This is a genomic window from Streptomyces sp. NPDC005811 (genome assembly GCF_040630405.1).
Lineage (GTDB): Bacteria > Actinomycetota > Actinomycetes > Streptomycetales > Streptomycetaceae > Streptomyces.
The window spans coordinates 21,605-42,998 of sequence record NZ_JBEXXK010000045.1 but is presented as its reverse complement, the minus strand read 5'-3'; the positions used below and the strand labels follow the sequence as shown (position 1 = coordinate 42,998).

The 21,394-nt window shown below is 69.6% G+C and carries 20 protein-coding genes and 1 riboswitch; of the genes, 15 read left to right on the top strand and 5 right to left on the bottom strand.

Going from position 1 to position 21,394, the window contains the following annotated elements; all coding sequences use genetic code 11:
* Positions 1 to 722: 722 nt before the first annotated feature.
* Complete coding sequence (locus tag ABZ490_RS37200) at positions 723 to 935, bottom strand: hypothetical protein (protein WP_359000670.1); 213 nt, start codon at positions 933 to 935, stop codon at positions 723 to 725.
* Between the two features lie 130 nt (positions 936 to 1,065).
* On the opposite strand from ABZ490_RS37200, the gene ABZ490_RS37195 reads away from it, so the two are divergent.
* Entirely contained in the window at positions 1,066 to 2,040 is a 975-nt protein-coding gene (locus ABZ490_RS37195; RefSeq protein WP_359000667.1) for a carbohydrate kinase family protein, read from the top strand.
* Positions 2,041 to 2,129: 89 nt separating this feature from the next.
* On the opposite strand, the gene ABZ490_RS37190 is transcribed toward ABZ490_RS37195, so the two are convergent.
* The gene (locus ABZ490_RS37190) at positions 2,130 to 3,488 is read right to left on the bottom strand and encodes an aminotransferase class V-fold PLP-dependent enzyme (RefSeq protein WP_359000664.1); all 1,359 of its coding nucleotides are present in this window, start codon (positions 3,486 to 3,488) and stop codon (positions 2,130 to 2,132) included.
* Between the two features lie 282 nt (positions 3,489 to 3,770).
* Between ABZ490_RS37190 and coxB the strand changes: the two genes are divergently transcribed.
* From coxB to ABZ490_RS37170, 4 genes are all read left to right on the top strand, one after another.
* Positions 3,771 to 4,730 carry a cytochrome c oxidase subunit II gene (gene coxB, locus ABZ490_RS37185; protein ID WP_340380580.1) on the top strand — a complete coding sequence of 320 codons (960 nt, stop codon included), beginning with the start codon at positions 3,771 to 3,773 and terminating at the stop codon, positions 4,728 to 4,730.
* Positions 4,727 to 6,457 carry a cytochrome c oxidase subunit I gene (ctaD, locus tag ABZ490_RS37180; RefSeq protein WP_359000659.1) on the top strand — a complete coding sequence of 577 codons (1,731 nt, stop codon included), beginning with the start codon at positions 4,727 to 4,729 and terminating at the stop codon, positions 6,455 to 6,457. Before coxB ends, ctaD begins: the two co-directional genes overlap by 4 nt.
* Complete coding sequence (locus tag ABZ490_RS37175; RefSeq protein ID WP_055631436.1) at positions 6,454 to 6,852, top strand: cytochrome c oxidase subunit 4; 399 nt, start codon at positions 6,454 to 6,456, stop codon at positions 6,850 to 6,852. The genes ctaD and ABZ490_RS37175 overlap by 4 nt, the downstream gene beginning before the upstream one ends.
* A gap of 131 nt (positions 6,853 to 6,983) precedes the next feature.
* On the top strand, positions 6,984 to 8,246 hold the full coding sequence (locus ABZ490_RS37170) for an Ig-like domain-containing protein (protein WP_359000655.1): 1,263 nt from the start codon (positions 6,984 to 6,986) through the stop codon (positions 8,244 to 8,246).
* A 106-nt stretch (positions 8,247 to 8,352) separates the two neighbouring features.
* Here the strand turns inward: ABZ490_RS37170 and ABZ490_RS37165 are convergent, their stop codons facing one another.
* A complete protein-coding gene (locus tag ABZ490_RS37165) occupies positions 8,353 to 8,754 on the bottom strand; it encodes a hypothetical protein (RefSeq protein ID WP_359000652.1) in 402 nt (133 codons plus the stop codon).
* Positions 8,755 to 8,932: 178 nt separating this feature from the next.
* Here ABZ490_RS37165 and ABZ490_RS37160 point away from each other — a divergent pair, with 178 nt between their 5' ends.
* The 6 genes from ABZ490_RS37160 (at position 8,933) to ABZ490_RS37135 (ending at position 16,028) form a co-directional block, all read left to right on the top strand.
* A complete protein-coding gene (locus ABZ490_RS37160; RefSeq protein ID WP_359000649.1) occupies positions 8,933 to 9,553 on the top strand; it encodes a heme-copper oxidase subunit III in 621 nt (206 codons plus the stop codon).
* Positions 9,554 to 9,614: 61 nt separating this feature from the next.
* Positions 9,615 to 10,427, top strand: a complete 813-nt coding sequence (locus tag ABZ490_RS37155; RefSeq protein WP_359000646.1) for a c-type cytochrome — start codon at positions 9,615 to 9,617, stop codon at positions 10,425 to 10,427.
* The gene (locus ABZ490_RS37150; protein ID WP_359000643.1) at positions 10,424 to 11,479 is read left to right on the top strand and encodes a Rieske 2Fe-2S domain-containing protein; all 1,056 of its coding nucleotides are present in this window, start codon (positions 10,424 to 10,426) and stop codon (positions 11,477 to 11,479) included. Before ABZ490_RS37155 ends, ABZ490_RS37150 begins: the two co-directional genes overlap by 4 nt.
* Positions 11,476 to 13,113 (top strand): cytochrome bc complex cytochrome b subunit, encoded by a 1,638-nt coding sequence (locus ABZ490_RS37145; RefSeq protein ID WP_359000640.1) that lies wholly within the window; start codon positions 11,476 to 11,478, stop codon positions 13,111 to 13,113. Before ABZ490_RS37150 ends, ABZ490_RS37145 begins: the two co-directional genes overlap by 4 nt.
* A gap of 120 nt (positions 13,114 to 13,233) precedes the next feature.
* Complete coding sequence (trpD, locus tag ABZ490_RS37140; RefSeq protein ID WP_359000637.1) at positions 13,234 to 14,298, top strand: anthranilate phosphoribosyltransferase; 1,065 nt, start codon at positions 13,234 to 13,236, stop codon at positions 14,296 to 14,298.
* A 77-nt stretch (positions 14,299 to 14,375) separates the two neighbouring features.
* A riboswitch (SAM riboswitch) is annotated at positions 14,376 to 14,492 on the top strand.
* Between the two features lie 165 nt (positions 14,493 to 14,657).
* Entirely contained in the window at positions 14,658 to 16,028 is a 1,371-nt protein-coding gene (locus ABZ490_RS37135) for an aminotransferase class V-fold PLP-dependent enzyme (RefSeq protein ID WP_359000634.1), read from the top strand.
* A 33-nt stretch (positions 16,029 to 16,061) separates the two neighbouring features.
* Here ABZ490_RS37135 and ABZ490_RS37130 read toward each other — a convergent pair whose 3' ends face one another.
* Positions 16,062 to 16,343 carry an Lrp/AsnC ligand binding domain-containing protein gene (locus ABZ490_RS37130; protein WP_067245114.1) on the bottom strand — a complete coding sequence of 94 codons (282 nt, stop codon included), beginning with the start codon at positions 16,341 to 16,343 and terminating at the stop codon, positions 16,062 to 16,064.
* Positions 16,340 to 17,074 carry a rhomboid family intramembrane serine protease gene (locus ABZ490_RS37125; RefSeq protein WP_359000630.1) on the bottom strand — a complete coding sequence of 245 codons (735 nt, stop codon included), beginning with the start codon at positions 17,072 to 17,074 and terminating at the stop codon, positions 16,340 to 16,342. Before ABZ490_RS37125 ends, ABZ490_RS37130 begins: the two co-directional genes overlap by 4 nt.
* Positions 17,075 to 17,248: 174 nt before the next feature.
* On the opposite strand from ABZ490_RS37125, the gene ABZ490_RS37120 reads away from it, so the two are divergent.
* From ABZ490_RS37120 to ABZ490_RS37105, 4 genes are all read left to right on the top strand, one after another.
* The gene (locus tag ABZ490_RS37120; protein ID WP_055541554.1) at positions 17,249 to 17,488 is read left to right on the top strand and encodes a hypothetical protein; all 240 of its coding nucleotides are present in this window, start codon (positions 17,249 to 17,251) and stop codon (positions 17,486 to 17,488) included.
* Between the two features lie 37 nt (positions 17,489 to 17,525).
* A complete protein-coding gene (locus ABZ490_RS37115) occupies positions 17,526 to 18,869 on the top strand; it encodes an NYN domain-containing protein (protein ID WP_359000625.1) in 1,344 nt (447 codons plus the stop codon).
* Between the two features lie 212 nt (positions 18,870 to 19,081).
* Positions 19,082 to 20,122 carry an NlpC/P60 family protein gene (locus ABZ490_RS37110; protein WP_359000622.1) on the top strand — a complete coding sequence of 347 codons (1,041 nt, stop codon included), beginning with the start codon at positions 19,082 to 19,084 and terminating at the stop codon, positions 20,120 to 20,122.
* A 235-nt stretch (positions 20,123 to 20,357) separates the two neighbouring features.
* The gene (locus ABZ490_RS37105) at positions 20,358 to 21,380 is read left to right on the top strand and encodes an NlpC/P60 family protein (RefSeq protein WP_359000619.1); all 1,023 of its coding nucleotides are present in this window, start codon (positions 20,358 to 20,360) and stop codon (positions 21,378 to 21,380) included.
* The last annotated feature ends 14 nt before the right edge of the window (positions 21,381 to 21,394 follow it).

Genomic DNA, 21,394 nt, shown 5'->3' with positions numbered 1-21,394 from the left:
GGGCCCCGGAACCTCCTGGGCGACCAGAACTTCCTGACTGCCCCGGATCCCCTCGGCCTCCTGGCCTTCCAGGACCTCCCGGACCTGGGAAGCTTTCTCGACATCCGGGGCCTCACTGATCCCCCGGGCCTCCAGAACCTCCTGAGCTTCCTGGTCCCGGCCCTCCGGGCCCTCCGCGGCCTCCCGCCGGGAGGCGTCATCCGGACCTTCACCGGCCTCCCGGACGTGTGAAGCCTCCTCGGCCTCCGGGGCCTCCCGGGCTTCCCGGGCCTCACTGGCACCCCGGGGTTCAGCGGCTTCGCGGGCCTCAGCGGCTTCCCCGGTCTCGGGGACCCCATCGGCTTCCCCGGTCCCGGGGGCCACGGGGGCCTCCCCGGTCGGCGTGGGCTTCGGGATGGCCACCGCCGCTTCGGGTGCCTCGGGCTCAGGAGACTCCGTGACCGCGTCGGCGGCCTCCTCCGGCGTGCTCTCCGCCGCCTTCCGCTGTGCGACCTTCTCGGTCTGCTCCGCGGAGCCCGTCTTCTCCGGCTCGCGCGCGGCGTCGTCGTTCTCGGGTCGCTCGGTGTTCACCGCATCGCTCCTTCGGCTGCCCTGCTGTCGTACCTCACATCCCCTCGACGAGGGACAGCGATGGGACGCGGCGGGGGAGCGCACGGTTCCCTGTGAGCGCCCCGGCCGGAAAAGCCGTAAGGAAAGAGCGAAAGGAAATGCGGGGAAACCCCCTAGTTGCCGTAGTCCGGCATGGCCTCCAGGAGCCGCGCCGACCGCGCCGGGACGGAGACACCGTGGATGCGTGACGGGGAGACCGGGTGGGAAGTGATCTTCTCCGGAGCCGCCCAGTGCGGAGCCATCCGGGCGCAGTCGCCCCGCAGGGAGGCGAGGCCGCCTTCGAGGTCGGCCGGTGCGGGGGCGATGCGGAACTCGAGGTTCGTCATAGCGGAACCGTAAGCACGGAGACGCCCGCGAAGAAAGATCTACTATCGGGTAGTTTCGGCTGCTTCAGTGGCGCCGCTCCACCGGGTAGCGTGAACTGTCAATCCCCCTCCCCACAGGAGAGTCCACGCCGTGCGCATCGCAGTCACCGGCTCCATCGCGACCGACCACCTCATGACGTTCCCCGGACGTTTCTCCGACCAGCTGGTCGCCGACCAGCTCCACACGGTCTCGCTCTCCTTCCTGGTCGACAACCTGGACGTCCGCCGGGGCGGGGTGGGCGCGAACATCGCCTTCGGGATGGGACAGCTCGGCACCCGGCCGATCCTGGTCGGCGCCGCGGGCGCGGACTTCGACGAATACCGCGCCTGGCTGGACCGGCACGGCGTGGACACCGAGTCCGTCCGTATCTCCGAGACCCTGCACACCGCCCGTTTCGTGTGCACCACCGACGCCGACCACAACCAGATCGGCTCCTTCTACACGGGCGCGATGAGCGAGGCCCGGCTGATCGAGCTGAAGACCGTCGCGGACCGCGTCGGCGGCCTCGACCTGGTCCTGATCGGCGCCGACGACCCGGAGGGGATGCTCCGCCACACGGAGGAGTGCCGCTCCCGTGCCATCCCCTTCGCCGCCGACTTCTCCCAGCAGATCGCCCGGATGGGGGGCGAGGAGATCCGGATACTGCTGGAGGGCGCCACGTACCTGTTCTCCAACGAGTACGAGAAGGGCCTCATCGAGTCCAAGACCGGCTGGTCCGACGCCGAGATCCTCGCCAAGGTCGGCCACCGCGTCACCACCCTCGGCGCGCGCGGCGTCCGTATCGAGCGCGACGGCGAGGACCCGATCGAGGTCGGCTGCCCCGACGAGGAGCGCAAGGCAGACCCCACCGGCGTCGGCGACGCCTTCCGCGCCGGGTTCCTCTCCGGGCTCGCGTGGGGTGTCTCCCTGGAGCGTGCCGCGCAGGTCGGCTGCATGCTGGCCACGCTCGTCATCGAGACCGTGGGGACGCAGGAGTACCGGCTGCGGCGGGCGCATTTCATGGAGCGGTTCACCAAGGCGTACGGCGAGGAAGCGGCCGACGAGGTGCGCGCGCACGTGGGCTGACGCCTTCGTACAGGTGCGGGTGCGTGGGGGCTGGTCGCGTACACGCGGCGGTAGCCGCATGTCGACACGGCCCCGCGCCCCCGGCCCCCTCAGCTCACCCGACGTACGAGATAAGCGGTTCCCCTCTCCGCCGGTTCCTCGCCCTCGTACCCCTGGCCCCTCATCTCGCACCACGCCGGGATGTCCAGGCGGGCCGCCTCGTCGTCGGACAGGACCCGGACCAGGCCGCCCACCGGCACGTCCCCGATGACCTTCGCCAGTTCGATGACCGGGATCGGGCAGCGCTTGCCGAGGGCGTCCACGACCAGGACGTCCTCCTCCACGGCCGTGGCGGGTGCCGGCGCATCGAGCGCCCCGAGCTTCTCCCGGACCCCGGCGACCGCCCCCGGCAGCACCGCCAGGAACCGCTCCACGTCCTCCTCGGCCGCCCCGGCCGGCAGCGACACCCGTACGTTCCCCTCGCTCAGCACCCCCATCGCCTTGAGCACATGGCTCGGCGTCAGGGTGCTGCTGGTGCAGGACGAGCCCGAGGACACCGAGAACCCCTCCAGGTCCAGCTCGTGCAGCAGCGCCTCCCCGTCGACGTACAGACAGGAGAAGGTGACGATCCCCGGCAGTCGTCGCTCCGGATCGCCCACCACCTCGACGTCCGGGACCAGTTCGGGCACCCGTACCCGGATCCGCTCCGTCAGCTCCCGCAGCCGTACCGCCTCCCGGCCGGCCTCGGCCCGTACGGCCCGCAGGGACGCGGCGGCCGCCACGATCGCCGGCAGGTTCCCGAACTCCTCCGTCTCGCGGGCCGCGTACCGCACCCCCTTGCGCACCACGAGCAGCCCGACCCCCGACGGTCCGCCCCATTTGTGCGCACTGGCGGTCAGGACCGACCAGTCGCCGTCCACCCGCCCCCACCCGAGCGACTGCGCCGCGTCCACCAGCAACGGCACCCCGGCCGCCCGGCACACCTCGGCGACGGCCGCCACCGGCTGCTCGGTGCCCACCTCGTGATTGGCCGACTGGAGACACGCCAGCGCGGTGTCGGAGCGGAGCGCCTCCTCGTACGCCGCCACCGCCACCGCCCCGCTCCGCGTCACCGGCACCCGCGTCACCGTCCCGCCGTCCGCCTCCAGCGCTTCGGCCGAATGGAGCACCGAGGAGTGTTCGACGGCTGACACGATCAGGTGACGCCCGATCCGCCGACGGCCGGCCAACACCCCTGCGACACCCGTCTGGACGGCCCGGGTTCCGGACGAGGTGAACACCAACTCGTCCGCGCGACACCCCACGGCCTCGGCGGCGGCCTCGCGGGCGGCGTCGAGCAGGATCCGCGCCCTGCGCCCCTCCCGGTACAGCCGCCCCGGATCGGCCCACCCCTCGTCCAGCGAGGCCAACAGAGCCTGACGGGCGACGGGATGAAGCGGAGCGACGGAAGCGGCGTCGAAGTAGGCCATACGGCAACGTTAGAACGAGGGGAAGTGGATCAGGGGCGCGGGGAACTGCGCGACCGGCCACGAAAGCACCCGCACGCGCCGAACAGCCGCACTCGACGAACTACTAGGCGCTTTCGGCTGACCCGCGGCGCGTATGGCACCCCTCCCCGAGAACCCCCGGAGGGCGTCGGCTAGGGTTTGGTCCGCATAAACATCCAAACCCCTGCCCGACGCAGGGCGGCGACCGACCAGCGAGAAGGCCGCAGCCGATCCGCGCGGGCGAGACTCTCGGGAAGGCGCTACGTGAGTCCCAACGGCTCCGACCGCTCGCCGCGGCGCCCGATGCGGCGGAAGCTGCTGCAGGCAATGACCGCGGGCCTGGTCCTGGCGACCGCCACCGGTTGCACATACAAGGACTTCCCCCGCCTTGGCATGCCCACCCCCGTCACAGAAGAGGCTCCGCGGATCCTCTCCCTGTGGCAGGGCTCCTGGGCGGCCGCGCTGGCCACCGGCGTGCTGGTGTGGGGCCTGATCCTGTGGAGTGCTTTCTTCCACCGGCGCAGCCGTACGAAGGTCGAAGTTCCTCCGCAGACCCGGTACAACATGCCGATCGAGGCGCTGTACACGGTGGTCCCGATCATCATCGTCTCGGTGCTGTTCTACTTCACGGCCCGCGACGAGTCGAAGCTCCTCAGCCTCGAGAAGAAGCCCGATGTCACGGTCAACGTGGTCGGCTTCCAGTGGAGCTGGTGCTTCAACTACGTCGAGAACGTCGAAGGCTCTACCGGCGACGCGAAGACCGACGAGAACCTGGCCGCGATCCCGGACCGGTTCAAGAAGGACTTCCCGGCCGACGCGGGCGGCGTCTACACCTGCGGTGTCCCCGGTGAGCGGAACCCGCAGACCAACAACCCGGGCCCGACCCTCTGGCTTCCTGAGGGCAAGACGGTCCGCTTCGTCCTGACCTCGCGTGACGTCATCCACTCCTTCTGGGTGGTGCCGTTCCTCATGAAGCAGGACGTCATCCCGGGTCACACGAATGCCTTCCAGGTGGTCCCCAACCATGAGGGCACCTTCCTGGGCAAGTGCGCCGAGCTCTGCGGCGTCGACCACTCCCGGATGCTGTTCAACGTGAAGGTCGTCTCCCCCGAGCGCTACGCGCAGCACCTCAAGGACCTCGCCAAGAAGGGGCAGACCGGTTACGTTCCCGCGGGCATCGAGCAGACCGCCCATGAGAAGAACCGGGAGACGAACAACCTGTGAGCATCCTCAACGAACCCCAGGGTGCCGCGGCAGCTGAAGACTCATACGAGAACGAGCTGCCGGTCCGGCGCAAGCAGCCCGGCAACGTCGTGGTCAAGTGGCTCACCACCACCGACCACAAGACCATCGGTACGTTGTACCTGGTGACGTCGTTCGCGTTCTTCTTGATCGGCGGCGTGATGGCGCTCTTCATGCGCGCCGAACTGGCCCGTCCGGGCCTGCAGCTGATGTCGAACGAGCAGTTCAACCAGGCGTTCACGATGCACGGCACGATCATGCTGCTGATGTTCGCGACGCCGCTGTTCGCCGGTTTCACGAACTGGATCATGCCGCTCCAGATCGGCGCGCCCGACGTGGCGTTCCCGCGGCTGAACATGTTCGCCTACTGGCTGTACCTGTTCGGCTCGCTCATCGCCGTCGGCGGCTTCCTCACCCCGCAGGGTGCGGCCGACTTCGGCTGGTTCGCCTACTCCCCGCTGTCGGACGCGGTCCGCAGCCCGGGCATCGGCGCCGACATGTGGATCATGGGTCTGGCCTTCTCCGGCTTCGGCACCATCCTCGGCTCGGTCAACTTCATCACCACGATCATCTGCATGCGCGCGCCGGGCATGACCATGTTCCGCATGCCGATCTTCGTGTGGAACGTCCTGCTGACCGGTGTCCTGGTCCTGCTGGCCTTCCCGGTCCTCGCGGCCGCGCTGTTCGCCCTGGAGGCGGACCGCAAGTTCGGCGCCCATGTCTTCGACGCCGCCAACGGCGGAGCCTTGCTATGGCAACACCTCTTCTGGTTCTTCGGCCATCCAGAGGTGTACATCATCGCGCTACCGTTCTTCGGCATCATCAGTGAGATCATCCCGGTCTTCTCCCGCAAGCCGATGTTCGGCTACATGGGCCTGATCGCCGCGACGATCGCCATCGCCGGCCTCTCCGTGACGGTGTGGGCGCACCACATGTACGTCACCGGTGGTGTCCTGCTCCCGTTCTTCTCCTTCATGACGTTCCTCATCGCCGTCCCGACGGGCGTGAAGTTCTTCAACTGGATCGGAACGATGTGGAAGGGGTCATTGAGTTTCGAGACCCCGATGCTCTGGGCGGCGGGCTTCCTCATCACCTTCACCTTCGGTGGTCTGACCGGCGTCATCCTGGCCTCGCCGCCGATGGACTTCCACGTGTCCGACTCGTACTTCGTGGTGGCGCACTTCCACTACGTCGTCTTCGGCACCGTCGTCTTCGCGATGTTCGCCGGCTTCCACTTCTGGTGGCCGAAGTTCACCGGCAAGATGCTCGACGAGCGCCTCGGCAAGATCACCTTCTGGACGCTGTTCTTCGGCTTCCACGGCACCTTCCTGGTGCAGCACTGGCTGGGCGCCGAGGGCATGCCGCGTCGTTACGCCGACTACCTGGCGCAGGACGGCTTCACCGCCCTGAACACGATCTCGACGATCAGCTCGTTCGTCCTCGGTCTGTCGATCCTGCCGTTCCTCTACAACGTGTGGAAGACGGCCAAGTACGGCAAGAAGATCGAGGTCGACGACCCGTGGGGCTACGGCCGCTCCCTCGAGTGGGCGACCTCCTGCCCGCCGCCGCGGCACAACTTCCTCACCCTGCCGCGGATCCGCAGTGAATCCCCGGCGTTCGACCTGCACCACCCGGAGATCGCCGCGCTCGAGCAGCTGGAGCACGCCGGCCACGGTGCCATCGCGGGCAGCAAGGAGGCCGGCAAGTGAAGGTCCAAGGCAGGATGTTCACGTGGCTGAGCGTGTTCATCCTCATCATGGCGATCGTCTACGGCGTCTGGTCGAAGGAGCCGGCGGGCACCACGGCCCTCTTCCTGGCCTTCGGTCTGTCCATCATGATCGGCTTCTACCTGGGCTTCACGGCCCGCCGGGTGGACGCGGGCGCCCAGGACAACAAGGAGGCGGACGTCGCGGACGACGCCGGCGAGCTGGGCTTCTTCAGCCCGCACAGCTGGCAGCCGCTCGCGCTCGGCGTCGGTGGCGCCATCGCCTTCCTCGGTGTCGCGATCGGCTGGTGGCTGCTGTACTTCTCCGCCCCGATCATCCTCATCGGCATCTGGGGCTGGGTCTTCGAGTACTACCGCGGTGAGAACCGCACCCAGTAGCACGCGCCGAACCCACGGGAGCCCGGACACTCCGTCAAGGAGAGTCCGGGCTCCTTCGTTCGCCGCAATCCCTGTCCTCCATACGTGGCGTCCAGCGCGCCGTGGTTGACGCGGCTCCCTAGCGTGAAGCCATGAGCCACACACCCCGCCCCCGCACAGTCGTCAGCTGCACGGTGCTGGTGATCGCCCTCGGAGCGGGCGTCGTCACCGCCTGCGGATCCGACGGCAACCCCCTCGCCGAGCGCCCCTACGACGCGAGCGACCGGATCTCCTTCAACGGCCCCGACGGCGACGGCAGGAAGAAGGCCGACCCGGACAAGCCGCTGGAGGTCGTCGCCCGGGACGACGACGAGCCCCTCACCGACGTCACCGCCGTGGACGCCTCAGGGCGCTACGTGGCGGGCGAACTCGCCGCCGACGGCAGCCGCTGGCACAGCACCGAGCCGCTGGCCGCCGACGCCCACTACACGGTCCGGGTGAGCACCGAGGACGCCGACGGCGCCCCCGGCCGCCGGGTCCTCACCTTCGACACCGGCAGGCCCAGCGGCAAGAAGCGCCTGACGGTCGAGCTGGGCCCGGACCAGGGCACGTACGGCGTCGGCCAGCCCGTCACCGCCAAGCTCAGCGAGCCGGTCAAGGACCCGGCCCAGCGCGCGATAGTCGAGCGCGGTCTCAAGGTCGACTCCACGCCCTCCGTGCCGGGCGCCTGGTACTGGGTGGACGACAAGGAACTCCACTACCGCCCCCAGGAGTACTGGCCCGCCCACGCCACGGTCCGCGCCCACAGCAACCTCGACGGCATCCGGATCAGCGACCGCCTCTGGGGCACCACGTCCAAGGACGTCAGCCTCACCATCGGGGACCGCGTCATAGCCGTCACCGACGCCTCGTCCCACTCGCTGACGTTCTACAAGAACGACGAGGTGATCAACACCATCCCGGTCACCACCGGCAAGCCCGGATTCGAGACCCGCAACGGCGTCAAGGTCGTCCTCGGCAAGGAACAGTTCGTCCGGATGCGCAGCGCCACGGTCGGCATCGCCGAGGGCTCCTCGGAGTCGTACGACCTGCCCGTCTACTACGCCACCCGGCTCACCTGGAGCGGCGAGTACGTCCACGCCGCGCCCTGGTCCGTGGGCTCCCAGGGCTACGCGAACGTCAGCCATGGCTGCACCGGTATGAGCACCGCCAACGCCGAGTGGTTCTTCGACCACGTCCGCCAGGGCGACGTCGTCAAGGTCGTCAACAGCTACGGCGACACGATGGAGCCCTTCGGCAACGGCTTCGGCGACTGGAACGTCGACTGGCCGAAGTGGAAGACCGGCAGCGCCCTGACCACGGGCAAGCACAAGACCCAGCCGGACACGTCAACCCTGAGGCCTACGGCGGTGTAAGGAGCCTTTCAGGGGCGCGGGGCTGTATCGATGTGCGGCTCCGCCGCGTGGGCGCGCCAAGCCACCACGGTGCCGCACCCGCTCCGCAACGCCCCCAGGCGCCCCTCTAGGCGCTCTGAAGCCTCTTCTCCCGCAACAGGGAAGCCAGCGCCCCCGCGAACTCCACAGGCTCCACAGGCAGCGTCACAGCCGCATCGGCCCGGCTCCACGTCGCCAGCCACGCATCCTGCGGCCGGGCGATCAGCAACAGCACCGGCGGACACTGGAACACCTCGTCCTTGATCTGCCGGCACATCCCCATCCCCCCCATGGGCACGGCCTCGCCGTCCAGCACGCACACATCGATCCCGCCCTTGTCCAGCTCCCGAAGCACCGCGTCCGGAGTGGCGCACTCCACGAACTCGACCACCGGTACATCGGGAGCCGGTCGCCGGCCGGTGGCCAACCGCACCTGCTCGCGGGTGTTGGAGTCGTCGCTGTAGACCAGCACCGTCGCGGTCGCCTGCATGCTTCCTCCGTGACTTCAGCGTCGTACGGACAGAACCGATGCGGCGGATGCTACTCCCTTGAACACCTCGTCAACAGCGCTTGGAACACCACTTCGATGGGCCATACGGGCCCTACACGGCCTGCGAACACTCCGAACGGCACCCCCCGGAGTGAGGGCGGGATAAGCGACCGACATAATGTCGGTCGTGGCGACAGCAACGACAGTAGAAACCGGGCACGCGCACCCGTCGGTCAATCGGCCGAACCTCACCAGCGTCGGAACCATCATCTGGCTGAGTTCCGAGCTGATGTTCTTCGCGGCCCTCTTCGCGATGTACTTCACCCTGCGATCGGTGACGGGGACCGAGTACTGGAAGAGTCAGGCCGAGTTCCTGAACTTCCCGTTCTCGGCGACGAACACCACGATCCTGGTGCTCTCCTCCCTCACCTGCCAGCTCGGCGTCTTCGCCGCCGAGCGCGGTGACGTGAAGAAGCTCCGGGGCTGGTTCATCGTTACGTTCATCATGGGTGCGATCTTCGTCGGCGGTCAGATCTTCGAGTACACCGAGCTGGTGAAGAAGGACGGGCTCTCGCTCTCCTCCGGCCCGTACGGCTCGGTCTTCTACCTGACCACCGGCTTCCACGGACTGCACGTGACGGGCGGCCTCATCGCCTTCCTGCTGGTCCTGGGGCGCACCTACGCGGCCAAGAGGTTCACCCACGAACAGGCGACCGCCGCGATCGTCGTGTCCTACTACTGGCACTTCGTCGATGTCGTCTGGATCGGCCTCTTCGCCACGATCTACATGATCAAGTAGCACGGGCCCGTTCCCGCCAACGCAAGCATCGACGCAGAAGATCCTGACACCGGGGTAATCCGTGAAAAAGCTCTCCGCACGACGACGCCATCCGCTGGCGGCGCTCGTCGTCCTACTCCTCGCGCTGGCGTGCACGGGGGGGCTGTACGCCGCGTTCGCGCCCGCGAGCAAGGCGCAGGCAGATGAAACCGCCCAGTCCCTGGCCATCGACGAGGGCAAGAAGCTCTTCGCCGTAGGCTGCGCCAGCTGCCACGGCACCAAGGGTCAGGGCAGCTCCGACGGCCCGAGCCTGGTCGGCGTGGGCGCTGCCGCCGTCGACTTCCAGGTCGGCACCGGGCGCATGCCGGCCGCGACCTCCCAGGGCGCCCAGGTGCCGCGGAAGAAGGTCATCTACACCCAGGCCGAGATCGACCAGCTGGCCGCGTACATCGCCTCGCTCGGCGCCGGCCCGAACGTCCCCACCGATGCCGAGTACGGCACGGAGGGCGCCGACATCGGCAAGGGCGGCGAGCTGTTCCGCACCAACTGCGCGCAGTGCCACACCGCCAGCGCCAAGGGCGGTGCCCTGACCCACGGCAAGTTCGCCCCCACGCTCGAGGGTGTCGACCCGAAGCACATCTACGAGGCCATGCAGACCGGCCCGCAGAACATGCCGTCCTTCCCGGACACCACGCTCACCGAGCAGAACAAGAAGGACATCATCGCGTACCTGGACGCGATCGACAGCGACGAGACGGTGAACCCGGGCGGTCTGGAGCTGGGCGGCATCGGCCCGGTCAGCGAGGGTCTCTTCGCGTGGATCTTCGGCCTCGGTGCGCTGATCGCGGTCGCCGTCTGGGTCGCCGCTCGGACCGCAAAGGCCAAGAAGTCATGAGTAGCCAAGACATTCCAGAAGAGAACCTGCCTGCTGCGCAGGACAGCCACGGCGCGGTAGCCGTCGCGGACGAGAAGAACCCGTTCGCCGACCCGGGACTGCCGCCCCACGAGCACCGCATCCAGGACATCGACGAGCGGGCCGCCAAGCGGTCCGAGCGCGCGGTCGCCCTGCTGTTCACGGTGTCGATGCTCGCCACCGTCGGCTTCATCGTCTCGTACGTGGCGATCCCGATCGACAAGTCGATCTTCGTCTTCCCGATCGGCCACATCAGCGCGCTGAACTTCGCGCTGGGTCTGACTCTCGGCACGGCGCTGTTCACCATCGGTGCCGGCGCGGTCCACTGGGCCCGCACCCTGATGTCCGACGTCGAGGTCGCCGACGAGCGGCACCCGATCGCGGCCGAGCCCGAGGTCCGGGCCAAGGTCCACGCGGACTTCAAGCAGGGCGCCAAGGAATCGGTGATCGGCCGTCGCAAGCTGATCCGCAACACGATGTTCGGCGCGCTGGCCCTGGTGCCGCTCTCCGGCGTCATGCTGCTGCGCGACCTCGGTCCGCTGCCCGAGGACAAGCTGCGCCACACGCTGTGGGCCAAGGGCAAGCTCCTCGTCAACATGAACACGAACGAGCCGCTGCGTCCCTCGGACGTGGCCGTCGGTTCGCTGACCTTCGCCAAGCCCGGGGGCCTGGAGGAGCACGACGAGGACTTCCAGAACGAGATCGCCAAGGCTGCCCTGATGATCGTCCGGCTCCAGCCGCAGGACATCAAGGACAAGCAGGAACTCGAGTGGTCCCACCAGGGCATCGTGGCCTACTCGAAGATCTGCACCCACGTCGGCTGCCCGATCTCGCTGTACGAGCAGCAGACGCACCACGTGCTGTGCCCCTGCCACCAGTCCACCTTCGACCTCTCCGACGGCGCCAAGGTCATCTTCGGCCCGGCCGGTCACGCCCTGCCGCAGCTGCGCATCGGCGTGAACGACGAGGGCTACCTCGAGGCGCTCGGCGACTTCGAAGAGCCCGTCGGTCCTGCCTTCTGGGAGCGCGGATGAGCACCAACGAGAACGCACAGTCCCGCGACCGCGGGAAGGCGCCGGCCGGCGAGCGGATCGCCGACTGGGCCGACGGCCGGCTGGGGATCTACTCCCTCGCCAAGGCCAACATGCGCAAGATCTTCCCCGACCACTGGTCGTTCATGCTGGGCGAGATCTGCCTGTACAGCTTCATCATCATCATCCTCACGGGTGTGTATCTGACGCTGTTCTTCCACCCGTCGATGAACGAGGTGGAGTACCACGGCAGCTACGTCCCGCTCCAGGGACAGCTGATGTCCGAGGCGTTCAACTCGACCATGCACATCTCCTTCGACGTGCGCGGTGGTCTGCTCATCCGGCAGATCCACCACTGGTCGGCGCTGATCTTCCTCGCCGGCATGTTCGTGCACATGATGCGTGTGTTCTTCACCGGCGCGTTCCGCAAGCCGCGTGAGATCAACTGGCTGTTCGGCTTCCTGCTGTTCGTCCTGGGCATGTTCACCGGCTTCACCGGTTACTCGCTCCCGGACGACCTGCTCTCCGGCACCGGTGTCCGCTTCACCCAGGGCGCCATCCTGGCGACCCCGATCGTCGGCACGTACATCTCGATGTTCCTCTTCGGCGGCGAGTTCCCGGGCCACGACTTCGTGGCGCGGTTCTACTCGATCCACATCCTGCTGCTGCCGGGCATCATGCTCGGCCTGGTGGTGGGCCACCTGATCCTGGTCTTCTACCACAAGCACACGCAGTTCGCGGGCCCCGGCAAGAGCAACAAGAACGTCGTCGGCATGCCCCTGCTGCCCGTGTACATGGCGAAGGCGGGCGGGTTCTTCTTCCTGGTCTTCGGCACGATCGCGGCCATCGCGGCGCTCGCCCAGATCAACCCGGTGTGGGTCTTCGGCCCCTACCGTCCGGACCAGGTGTCCACCGGCGCCCAGCCCGACTGGTACATGGGCTTCGCCGAGGGTCTGATCCGCTTCATGCCGGGCTGGGAGGTCAACATCTGGGGCCACACGCTGGTCCTGGGCGTCTTCATCCCGCTGACGCTGTTCGGTGTCGTCCTCGTGGCGATGGCGGTGTACCCGTTCATCGAGTCGTGGATCACCGGCGACAAGCGCGAGCACCACATCCTGGACCGTCCGCGCAACGCCCCCACGCGCACCGCGCTGGGCGTCGCCTGGGTCACGATGTACATGATCACGCTGGTCGGCGGTGGCAACGACCTGTGGGCCACCCACTTCCACCTGTCGATCAACTCGATCACCTGGTTCGTCCGGATCTTCTTCTTCGTCGGACCGGTCATCGCGTACCTCCTCACCAAGCGCATCTGCCTCGGCCTCCAGCGCCGGGACCGGGACAAGGTGCTGCACGGTCGCGAGACCGGCACCATCAAGCGCCTGCCGCACGGTGAGTTCATCGAGGTCCACGAGCCGCTCAGCCAGGAGCAGCTCCACACCATCACGGCGCACGAGCAGTACCAGCCGGCCGCGGTCGGCCCGGCGGTCGACGAGAACGGTGTCGAGCGCAAGATCAAGCGGTCCGAGAAGCTGCGCGCCAAGATCAGCGGCGCGTACTTCGGCGAGGACCAGCAGATCCCGAAGCCGACCGTCGAGGAGTACAAGGAGATCACGAGCGGCCACGGCCACCACTGATCGTCCGGCGTCGCCACGCCGTGATCGAAGGGCCCCGTCCGGTGTTCGGACGGGGCCCTTCGCCGTGTCCTGAGCTGGATAAGGTGGCTCCACGTGGTTCTACGACACCCAGGAGCGGCTATGAGCGCTGTGACCCCCGCTGGAGGCGACACCGCGGCGGGCCGTTCCTGGCCCGACGTGCTGAACGCCCTGCTGTACGGCCGTGACCAGAGCGCCGACGCCACCGCGTGGGCGATGGACCGGATCATGCGCGGGGAGGCGACGGACGCGCAGATCGCCGGGTTCGTGGTGGCGCTGCGGGCCAAGGGCGAGACCGTCGAGGAGATCAACGGGCTCGTGCGGACGATGTACGCGCACGCCAACACGATCGAGGTGCCGGGCCGGACCGTCGACATCGTCGGGACGGGCGGCGACGGCGCCAAGACCGTCAACATCTCCACCATGTCGGCGATCGTCGTGGCCGGCAGCGGCGCCACCGTCGTCAAGCACGGCAACCGGGCCGCGTCCTCCGCCTCCGGTGCCTCGGACGTGCTGGAGAAGCTGGGCGTCAATCTGGAGCTGACCCCGGCGCGGGTGGCCGAGGTGGCCCGGGAGGCCGGGATCACCTTCTGCTTCGCGGTCAAGTTCCATCCGGCGCTGCGTCACGCGGGCGCCGCGCGCGGCCAGTTGGGCATCCGCACGGTCTTCAACATCCTCGGCCCGCTGACCAATCCGGCCCGGGTGCGGGCCCAGGCGGTCGGGGTCGCGGACCCGCGCATGGCGCCGGTCGTCGCGGGCGTCTTCGCCGAGCGCGGCCACTCCTCCCTGGTGTTCCGGGGCGACGACGGCCTCGACGAGCTGACCACCACGGCCACCTCCCGGGTGTGGGTGGTGCGCGAGGGCAAGGTCACCGAGGAGGTCTTCGACCCGCGGGACGTCGGCATCGAGCTGGTCCCGGTGGAGGCCCTGCGGGGCGGCGACCCGTCGTACAACGCGGAGGTCGCCCGCCGCCTGCTGGACGGCGAGCAGGGCCCCGTGCGGGACGCCGTGCTGCTGAACTCGGCGGCCGCCCTGGTCGCCCTGGAGCCGGGCACGGGCACCCTGGCGGAGCAGATCCGGGCCGGCATGGACCGCGCGGCCGAGTCCATCGACTCGGGCGCCGCCAAGCAGGCCCTGGACCGCTGGGTCGCGGCGACCAACTCCTGACGACGGCGAAGGAGCGCGGTCCCGTCATTCGGACACGGGTTGCGGGACCGCGATCACTTCCCGTACGTTCCTGTACAGGTCATGAGTGACAGTCATGAGGCCCCGGCCGACTGTCCGGCAACCCTCCGTCCGTGGCGGGGTGCCCCGGGTGAAGACCAGGCCGTGGGCAGCGAGGTCCACGGCAAGCGCGGACCCCTCGCGAAACACCAGGGGTCCTGGTCGTCGAGGGAGCCTTCTGTGAGCAAGCGAATGCGATAGGGCGCCGAGCCCCGCCTCCGCACACCCCTTTTCACTTTTCTCCGTGCTCGAGCCGTACCCGCTCGCACGGTGATTCCGCTTGCCCTTCACAGGAGTTCGCCATGTCTGTCTCCAGCGCTGCCACCACCCGCCCCGTTTGCGACCTTTCGGCGGAGCTGCCCGTTCTGGGCCGCGATGTCACCGTCCCGCTCGTCACCGGCGGCGAGGTCACCTACGCGGCGCTCGACTACGCCGCCAGCGCCCCCGCCCTCCAGCGCGTCTGGGACGACGTGGCGGCCTACGCCCCGTACTACGGCAGCGTCCACCGCGGCGCCGGCTACCTCTCCCAGCTCTCCACGGACCTGTTCGAGAACGCCCGCCGCACGGTCACCGCGTTCCTGGACTGCCGCGAGGACGACCAGCTCGTCTTCACCCGCTCCACCACCGACTCCCTGAACCTGCTGGCCGCCGCGCTCCCGGCCGGCTGCCAGGTCTTCGTCTTCGAGACCGAGCACCACGCGAGCCTGCTGCCCTGGAAGGACGCCCGGGTCACCTACCTGGACGCCCCGCGCACCCCGCGGCAGGCCGTCGAGACCCTGGAGCGCGCCCTCGCCGACCGCGACCCCCACGGTCCGGCCCTGGTCTGTGTCACCGGCGCGTCCAACGTCACCGGCGAGCTGTGGCCCGTACGGGAGCTCGCGGCGGCCGCGCACGCGCACGGCGCCCGGATCGTCCTGGACGCGGCGCAGCTGGCCCCGCACCACCCCGTGTCGGTCCGTGACCTGGACGTCGACTGGGTCGCCTTCTCCGGCCACAAGCTGTACGCCCCCTTCGGCTCCGGCGTTCTCGCCGGACGCGCCGACTGGCTCCGGGCCGCCGACCCCTACCTCGCGGGCGGCGGCGCCAGCCGCAAGGTCACCCGGCGCGAGGACGGGGGAGTGGACGTGGAATGGCACGAGACGGCCGCCCGCCACGAGGCCGGCTCCCCGAACGTCATCGGCGCCTACTCCATCGCCTCGGCCTGTAAGGCCCTCACGGAGGCCGGCTTCGACAACCTCGTCGCCCGTGAGCAGCACCTGATCGGCCGGGTCCGCGCGGGCCTCGCCGAGGTTCCGCAGGTCAGGATCCTGTCCCTGTTCGGCGACGACGCCCCGCGGGTCGGTGTGATCTCCTTCGTCGTCGAGGGCTGGAACAGCTCCCACTTCGCCGCGGCCCTCTCCGCCGAGTACGGCATCGGCGTCCGCGACGGCCTCTTCTGCGCCCACCCCCTGGTCCGCACCCTGCTGGGCAGCGACCCCCAGACCCAGGGCGAGTGCGGTGCCCCCGAGGCGGCCCCGGGCGAGAAGTCCCTGAACGCCATCCGGGTGAGCTTCGGCGCGGGGACCCCGGACGAGCACGTGGACCGTTTCGTGACGGCGGTCCGCGAGCTGGTGACCGAGGGCCCGCAGTGGACGTACCGCACGGAGGACGGCCGCTGCGTCCCGGCGGTGTGAGGCGCCGTCGCGCCGGAGGCGGGGTTCAGCCGGTCAGGAGTCCAGGCCGATCGCGAACGCCGCCTCCAGGTCGTGCTGGGAGTACGTACGGAACGCCACGTGCGTGTCCGTGGCCTCGACGCCGGGGATCTTGCTGATGCTGCCCGGGATGACCTCCGCGAGGTCCTCGTGCTGCTGCACCCGGACCATGGCGATCAGGTCGTACGTCCCGGTCACGGAGAACACCTCGCTCACGGAGTCCAGCGCCGCGATCCGCTCGGCGATCTCGGGGATCCGGTCCACGCTGGTCTTGATGAGGACGATCGCGGTGATCACGGCTGGTTCTCTCCCTCGGGGGCCGGAGCTGGGGCGGGCCTCACTCTAGTCGTACGGCCGAAACGCGCCCACGCGTAGCCGAACCCCAGGCCGAAGCCCACCAGGTGCGCCAGATAGGCCACCCCGGGCCCCTGGGCCGCCCGTCCCACCGCGATCCACTGGAGCGCCGCCCAGAACGGCAGCACCACCCACGCCGGGAACCGCAGCGGCAGGAAGAACAGGAACGGCAGCAGGCTGGTCACCCGGGCCCGCGGGAACAGGTACAGGAACGCGCCGAGGACCGCCGAGATCGCCCCGGAGGCCCCCACCAGCGACTGCGGCGACCCGGAGTGCGCGGCCGCGTACCCGAGCAGGGCGAGGTAGCCGCAGCACACGTAGAAGAAGGTGAACTCGACGCGGCCCATCCGTTCCTCGGTCATCGCCCCGAAGACGTAGAGGAAGAGCATGTTGCCCAGCAGGTGCACCCAGCTGCCGTGGACGAAGAGGGCCGTGGCGGGGGTCAGGACGGCGCGCGCGGAGCCCGTGAAGAGTTCCACCGGGACCACGCCCCAGCGGCGGAAATAGGCCCGCTGGGCGGCCATCAGCCCGTCCCCGGTGCCGTACGCCGGATCGAGCCCCGAGGCCGGGCCGATCACGAAGACCAGACAGCACACGGCGATCAGCCCGTACGTCACCGGCGCCGAGGGGCCGCGCAGAGCCTTGCGGACGGTCCCGCTCCAGTTGCCGATCATGACCACAGAGCATGACGCACCCCGGCAGATCGGTCGATATCGCCTCGCCGCTCGGCAGGGCGGTGGGACGGAGGGGCGGCGAGTACCCGCCAGGCCGTAGGGTTACGAGCCATGCACAGCGGGGAGCCTCCGGCGCGACCCTGATGGAAGACCGACACTAGAAGGACAGTCACGATGACGGTTCCCCTGCCGACCGCGACCACGCGGTGGCGCTGCACCCTCTGCGGCAACCTGACCAGGTTCGACGTGACGCGCTCGTCGAAGGTCGTGGAGTACGTGCACCTCGACCTCGCCGGAGAGCCGAAGGTCGAGGAGCGCGAGGTGGTCAGTGAGACCATCGAGTCGGTGCGGTGCCGCTGGTGCAACGCCGTGGATCAGGTGGAACTCGTGGATCGGCCGGGCGCCGGCTCCTGAGCGGAGCTGGCCCCGTACAGGTATTGGGGTGTGACGGATGGCGGAGAGCGCAGGCGGGGGGCCGGGCGACGGCGCCGCTGAGATGCTCGACCGTCCGCTGCCCGACGGCGTGCGCCGCCGGGTCGTGCAGATCGTCTCCGACGGCTTCGGCGGCCTGACCGTCGCCGAACTGCCCGCCCAGTTGCGGCAGTACGCCCGGTTCGCCCCGAATCGCCGGGCGAAGTTCGCGGGCAACGCGATGGCGGCCGCGCTGGAGACGGATCCGCTGTTCCGGCAGCGCATCGGCGAGAAGTTCAGAGACGCCCAGCCGGAGCTGTCCGGCGCCCTGGACTCCGGCTCGCCGACCCCGGCCGCGGACCCGCTCGATGTGGCGGCCGCGGCCTATGTGCTGCGGCCCCCCGGCTGGGTGAAGCTGGTGACGGCGGCCGGCGAGGAGGCCCAGCGGGCGGACGCCGAGCGGGCCGACGAGGAGAGCCGGGCCGAACTGGAGCGGCTGCGCGAGGAACTGGCGCAGGCCCGCGAGCAGACCCGCGCGGACACCGAACGGCTGCGCACCGAGCTGGACGCCGCCCGCAAGGACGCGGAGTCGGTCCACCGCAAGCTGCGTTCGGCCCTCAGTGACGTCAAGCGCGGCGAGGCGGCCCTGCGCAAGGTGCAGGGCGAGATCGAGGCCGTACGCGCCGAGGGGCAGGCCCAGGTGTCCGCCGCCGAGAGCGAGACCCGGCGGCTCAAGGCGCGCCTCGGGGAGGCCGAGGCGGCCCTGGAGGCCACCCGGCGGGCGGCCCGCGAGGGGCGCAGCGTCGAGGACATGCGGGTACGGCTGCTGCTGGACACCGTGCTCGACGCCGCCCAAGGGCTGCGCAGGGAACTGGCGTTGCCCCCGGTGTCGGTCCGCCCGGCGGAGACGGTCGATGCGGTCGAACCGGGACGAATGACCCCGAAGGACATCGCCGCACGCGCCCTGTCGGAGCACGATCCGGCCATCCTGGACCAGTTGCTGGCCCTGCCGCAGGCGCATCTGGTCGTCGACGGCTACAACGTGACCAAGACCGGCTATCCGCAGATGCCGCTGGAGAAGCAGCGGCTGCGGCTGCTCGGCCAGCTCTCGGCGCTCGCCGCCCAGACCGGCGCCGAGGTCACCTGTGTCTTCGACGGGGCCGAACTGGCCGCTCCGGTGCTGCTGGCGCCTCCGCGCGGGGTGCGGGTGCTGTTCTCCAAGGCGGGGGTCACCGCCGACGAACTCATCCGCCAGCTCGTGCGGGCCGAGCCCCCGGGGAGACCGGTCATCGTCGCCTCGACCGACCGCGAGGTCGCCGACGGGGTCGCGAAGGCGGGTGCCCGACCCGTGGCTTCCGCGATGCTTCTCAAGCGACTGTCCTGAAGGTCGAAGTTGCAGGTTTAATGCCCGAATTGGCGGGATCGTCACGCAACGTAGGGTCAAGCGCGCATCACAGCACGTGAGTTACAGGAAAAAACTGCGTTGCGTGACGTGATTTTTGTGGCTGGGGATTTGAACTGATCACAGCGAGGTCACTAAGGTCTGGTGCTCGAACCTCCACACGGGTGATCACTCAAAAGAAGGAGCCCGTCTCCGTGGCGTCCCATCGTCGACCGAAGCAGCCGTCCCGCGCACGCGTGACCGTGCTGACCACCGCAGCCGCCGCTGCCGTCGTGCTGAGCTCCCAGGCCGCCAACGCGGCCCCCAGCGAGAAGCTCAGCAAGGACGAGGTGAAGACCAAGGTCGACAAGCTCTACGAGGAGACGGAGCAGGCCACCGAGAAGCTCAACGGGGCCGAGGAGAAGCAGGAGAAGCTCCAGAAGGAGATCTCCACCATCCAGGACAACGTCGCCCGCGGCCAGGAGGAGCTCAACGAGCTGCGCGACTCCATAGGCCTGGCGGCCGCCGCCCAGTACCGCACGGGCAGCATCGACTCCTCCCTCCAGCTCTTCCTGTCCTCGAACCCGGACGACTACCTGGACAAGGCGTCCACCGCCGACCAGCTCAGCGCCCAGCAGGTCGAGGCGCTGAAGAAGATCCAGGAGAAGCAGCGCGAGCTCGCGCAGGAGCGCTCCGAGGCCGCCGACAAGCTCAAGGACCTCTCGGCCACCCGCGCCGAGCTGGCCAAGCAGAAGAAGGCGGTGCAGAGCAAGCTGGCCCAGGCGCAGAAGCTGCTCAACACCCTCACCGCCAAGGAGAAGGCCGCGCTGGCCGCCGAGGACGACCGCGCCAGCCGCTCCTCCGCCGACCGCGTCGACCTCGGCGACACCGGCAGCGCCTCCGGCCGCGCCGCCGCCGCCTTCTCGGCCGCCCAGTCCAAGATCGGCTCGCCGTACGTCTACGGTGCCTCGGGACCCTCCTCGTTCGACTGCTCGGGTCTGACCTCCTGGGCCTACGCCCAGGCCGGTGTCTCCATCCCGCGCACCTCCGAGGCGCAGTCCAGCTACGGCACGAAGATCTACTCCGCCAGCGACCTCCAGGTCGGCGACCTGGTGTTCTTCTTCAACGACCTGCACCACGTGGGCCTGTACGCGGGCAACGGCCAGATCCTGCACGCGCCGCGCACCGGCACGGTGGTCCGCTACGAGTCGATGAGCACCATCGGCGGCCCCTTCATGTGGGGCGTCCGCGTCTGATCCGCCGTGACCCCGAGCCGTCGGGATCCCGGCGTCCCGATCCTTCCAAGATCAGGACACGGCACCGCCCGAACGGGCGAATTACGGCAACCCGAAGTGACCCCCTGCCCCGCCGGTGACCTGCGTCAGCGGCGGGGCGTCACGTTGTGTGCCCGCGAAGGTCTTTGGCCGCCCCCCTGACACGGGGCTACTGTCTGCCGCGTTTCGTCCACCAGTGGAAGGAGCGCGGCTTCCCGTGGGGTCCCATCGCCGCCTTGCACCGTCCGGGTTCGACCGGGGCGCCACCGGAGCCCTCGGTGTGCTGTCCGCCGCTGCCGCCGCCCTCGGCGCCCTGACCGCCGTACCGGCCTCGGCCGCGCCGCACGACGACACCCGATCCGAGGTGGACCGCCTCTACGAGGAGGCGGAGCAGGCCACCGAAGCCTTCAACCAGGCCGGTGAGCGCGCCGAGGTCCTGCGCGGGCAGCTGCGCCACGCCCAGGACCGGATCGCCCGCCAGCAGGGGCACATCAACGAGCTGCGCGAGGAGCTCGGCTCGCTGGCCGGCGCCCAGTACCGCTCCGGCGGCCTCGACCCGTCCCTGGCGCTGCTGTTCTCCGACGACCCGGCCGACTACCTCGACAAGGCGTCGGTCCTGAACCGGATCTCCGCCCATCAGGCGGGCGAGCTCAGGGAGCTCCAGCTCGCGCTGCGCGACCTCGCCCAGGAGCGCACCGAGGCCGCCGGGCAGCTCGCCGAGCTGGAGAGGAGCCGCAAGGCCGTCGCCGGCCACAAGCGGACCGTCGAGCGCAAGCTCGCCCGGGCCCGGCAGCTCCTCGACGCCCTGCCGGCCGCCGAGCGCGCCGCCTACGACCGGGCCTCCCGCTCCGGCCGCACCGACCTGCCCGGCCTCACGGGCGCCGTCCCCGCCTCCGGCCGGGCGGCCGCCGCCCTCGCCGCCGCCCGCTCCGCCCTCGGCAGGCCGTACGTCTGGGGCGCCAACGGGCCCACCGGCTTCGACTGCTCGGGCCTGATGCAGTGGTCGTACGCGCAGGCAGGGGTGGCCCTGCCGCGCACCTCGCAGGCCCAGGCGCACACCGGGCGCCGCGTCCCGCTCTCCGAGGCCCGGCCGGGCGACATCGTCACCTACCGCTCCGACGCCAGCCACGTCGGCATGTACGCCGGCAACGGCCAGGTCATCCACGCGCCCTACCCGGGCGCGCCGGTGCGCTACGACCCGGTCGGGATGATGCCGGTGTCCTCGGTGACACGGCCCTGACCGGGGCTCCCGCA

Bases quoted from the DNA above. Each gene is read 5' to 3' on its own strand.
- ABZ490_RS37135 (WP_359000634.1), top strand. From the start codon at position 14,658: ATGTCTGTCTCCAGCGCTGCCACCACCCGCCCCGTTTGCGACCTTTCG.
- ABZ490_RS37125 (WP_359000630.1), bottom strand. From the start codon at position 17,074: ATGATCGGCAACTGGAGCGGGACCGTCCGCAAGGCTCTGCGCGGCCCC.
- ABZ490_RS37165 (WP_359000652.1), bottom strand. From the start codon at position 8,754: ATGCAGGCGACCGCGACGGTGCTGGTCTACAGCGACGACTCCAACACC.
- ABZ490_RS37170 (WP_359000655.1), top strand. From the start codon at position 6,984: ATGAGCCACACACCCCGCCCCCGCACAGTCGTCAGCTGCACGGTGCTG.
- trpD (WP_359000637.1), top strand. From the start codon at position 13,234: ATGAGCGCTGTGACCCCCGCTGGAGGCGACACCGCGGCGGGCCGTTCC.
- ABZ490_RS37160 (WP_359000649.1), top strand. From the start codon at position 8,933: ATGTCGGTCGTGGCGACAGCAACGACAGTAGAAACCGGGCACGCGCAC.
- ABZ490_RS37200 (WP_359000670.1), bottom strand. From the start codon at position 935: ATGACGAACCTCGAGTTCCGCATCGCCCCCGCACCGGCCGACCTCGAA.
- ABZ490_RS37150 (WP_359000643.1), top strand. From the start codon at position 10,424: ATGAGTAGCCAAGACATTCCAGAAGAGAACCTGCCTGCTGCGCAGGAC.
- ABZ490_RS37145 (WP_359000640.1), top strand. From the start codon at position 11,476: ATGAGCACCAACGAGAACGCACAGTCCCGCGACCGCGGGAAGGCGCCG.
- ABZ490_RS37190 (WP_359000664.1), bottom strand. From the start codon at position 3,488: ATGGCCTACTTCGACGCCGCTTCCGTCGCTCCGCTTCATCCCGTCGCC.
- ABZ490_RS37120 (WP_055541554.1), top strand. From the start codon at position 17,249: ATGACGGTTCCCCTGCCGACCGCGACCACGCGGTGGCGCTGCACCCTC.
- ABZ490_RS37115 (WP_359000625.1), top strand. From the start codon at position 17,526: ATGGCGGAGAGCGCAGGCGGGGGGCCGGGCGACGGCGCCGCTGAGATG.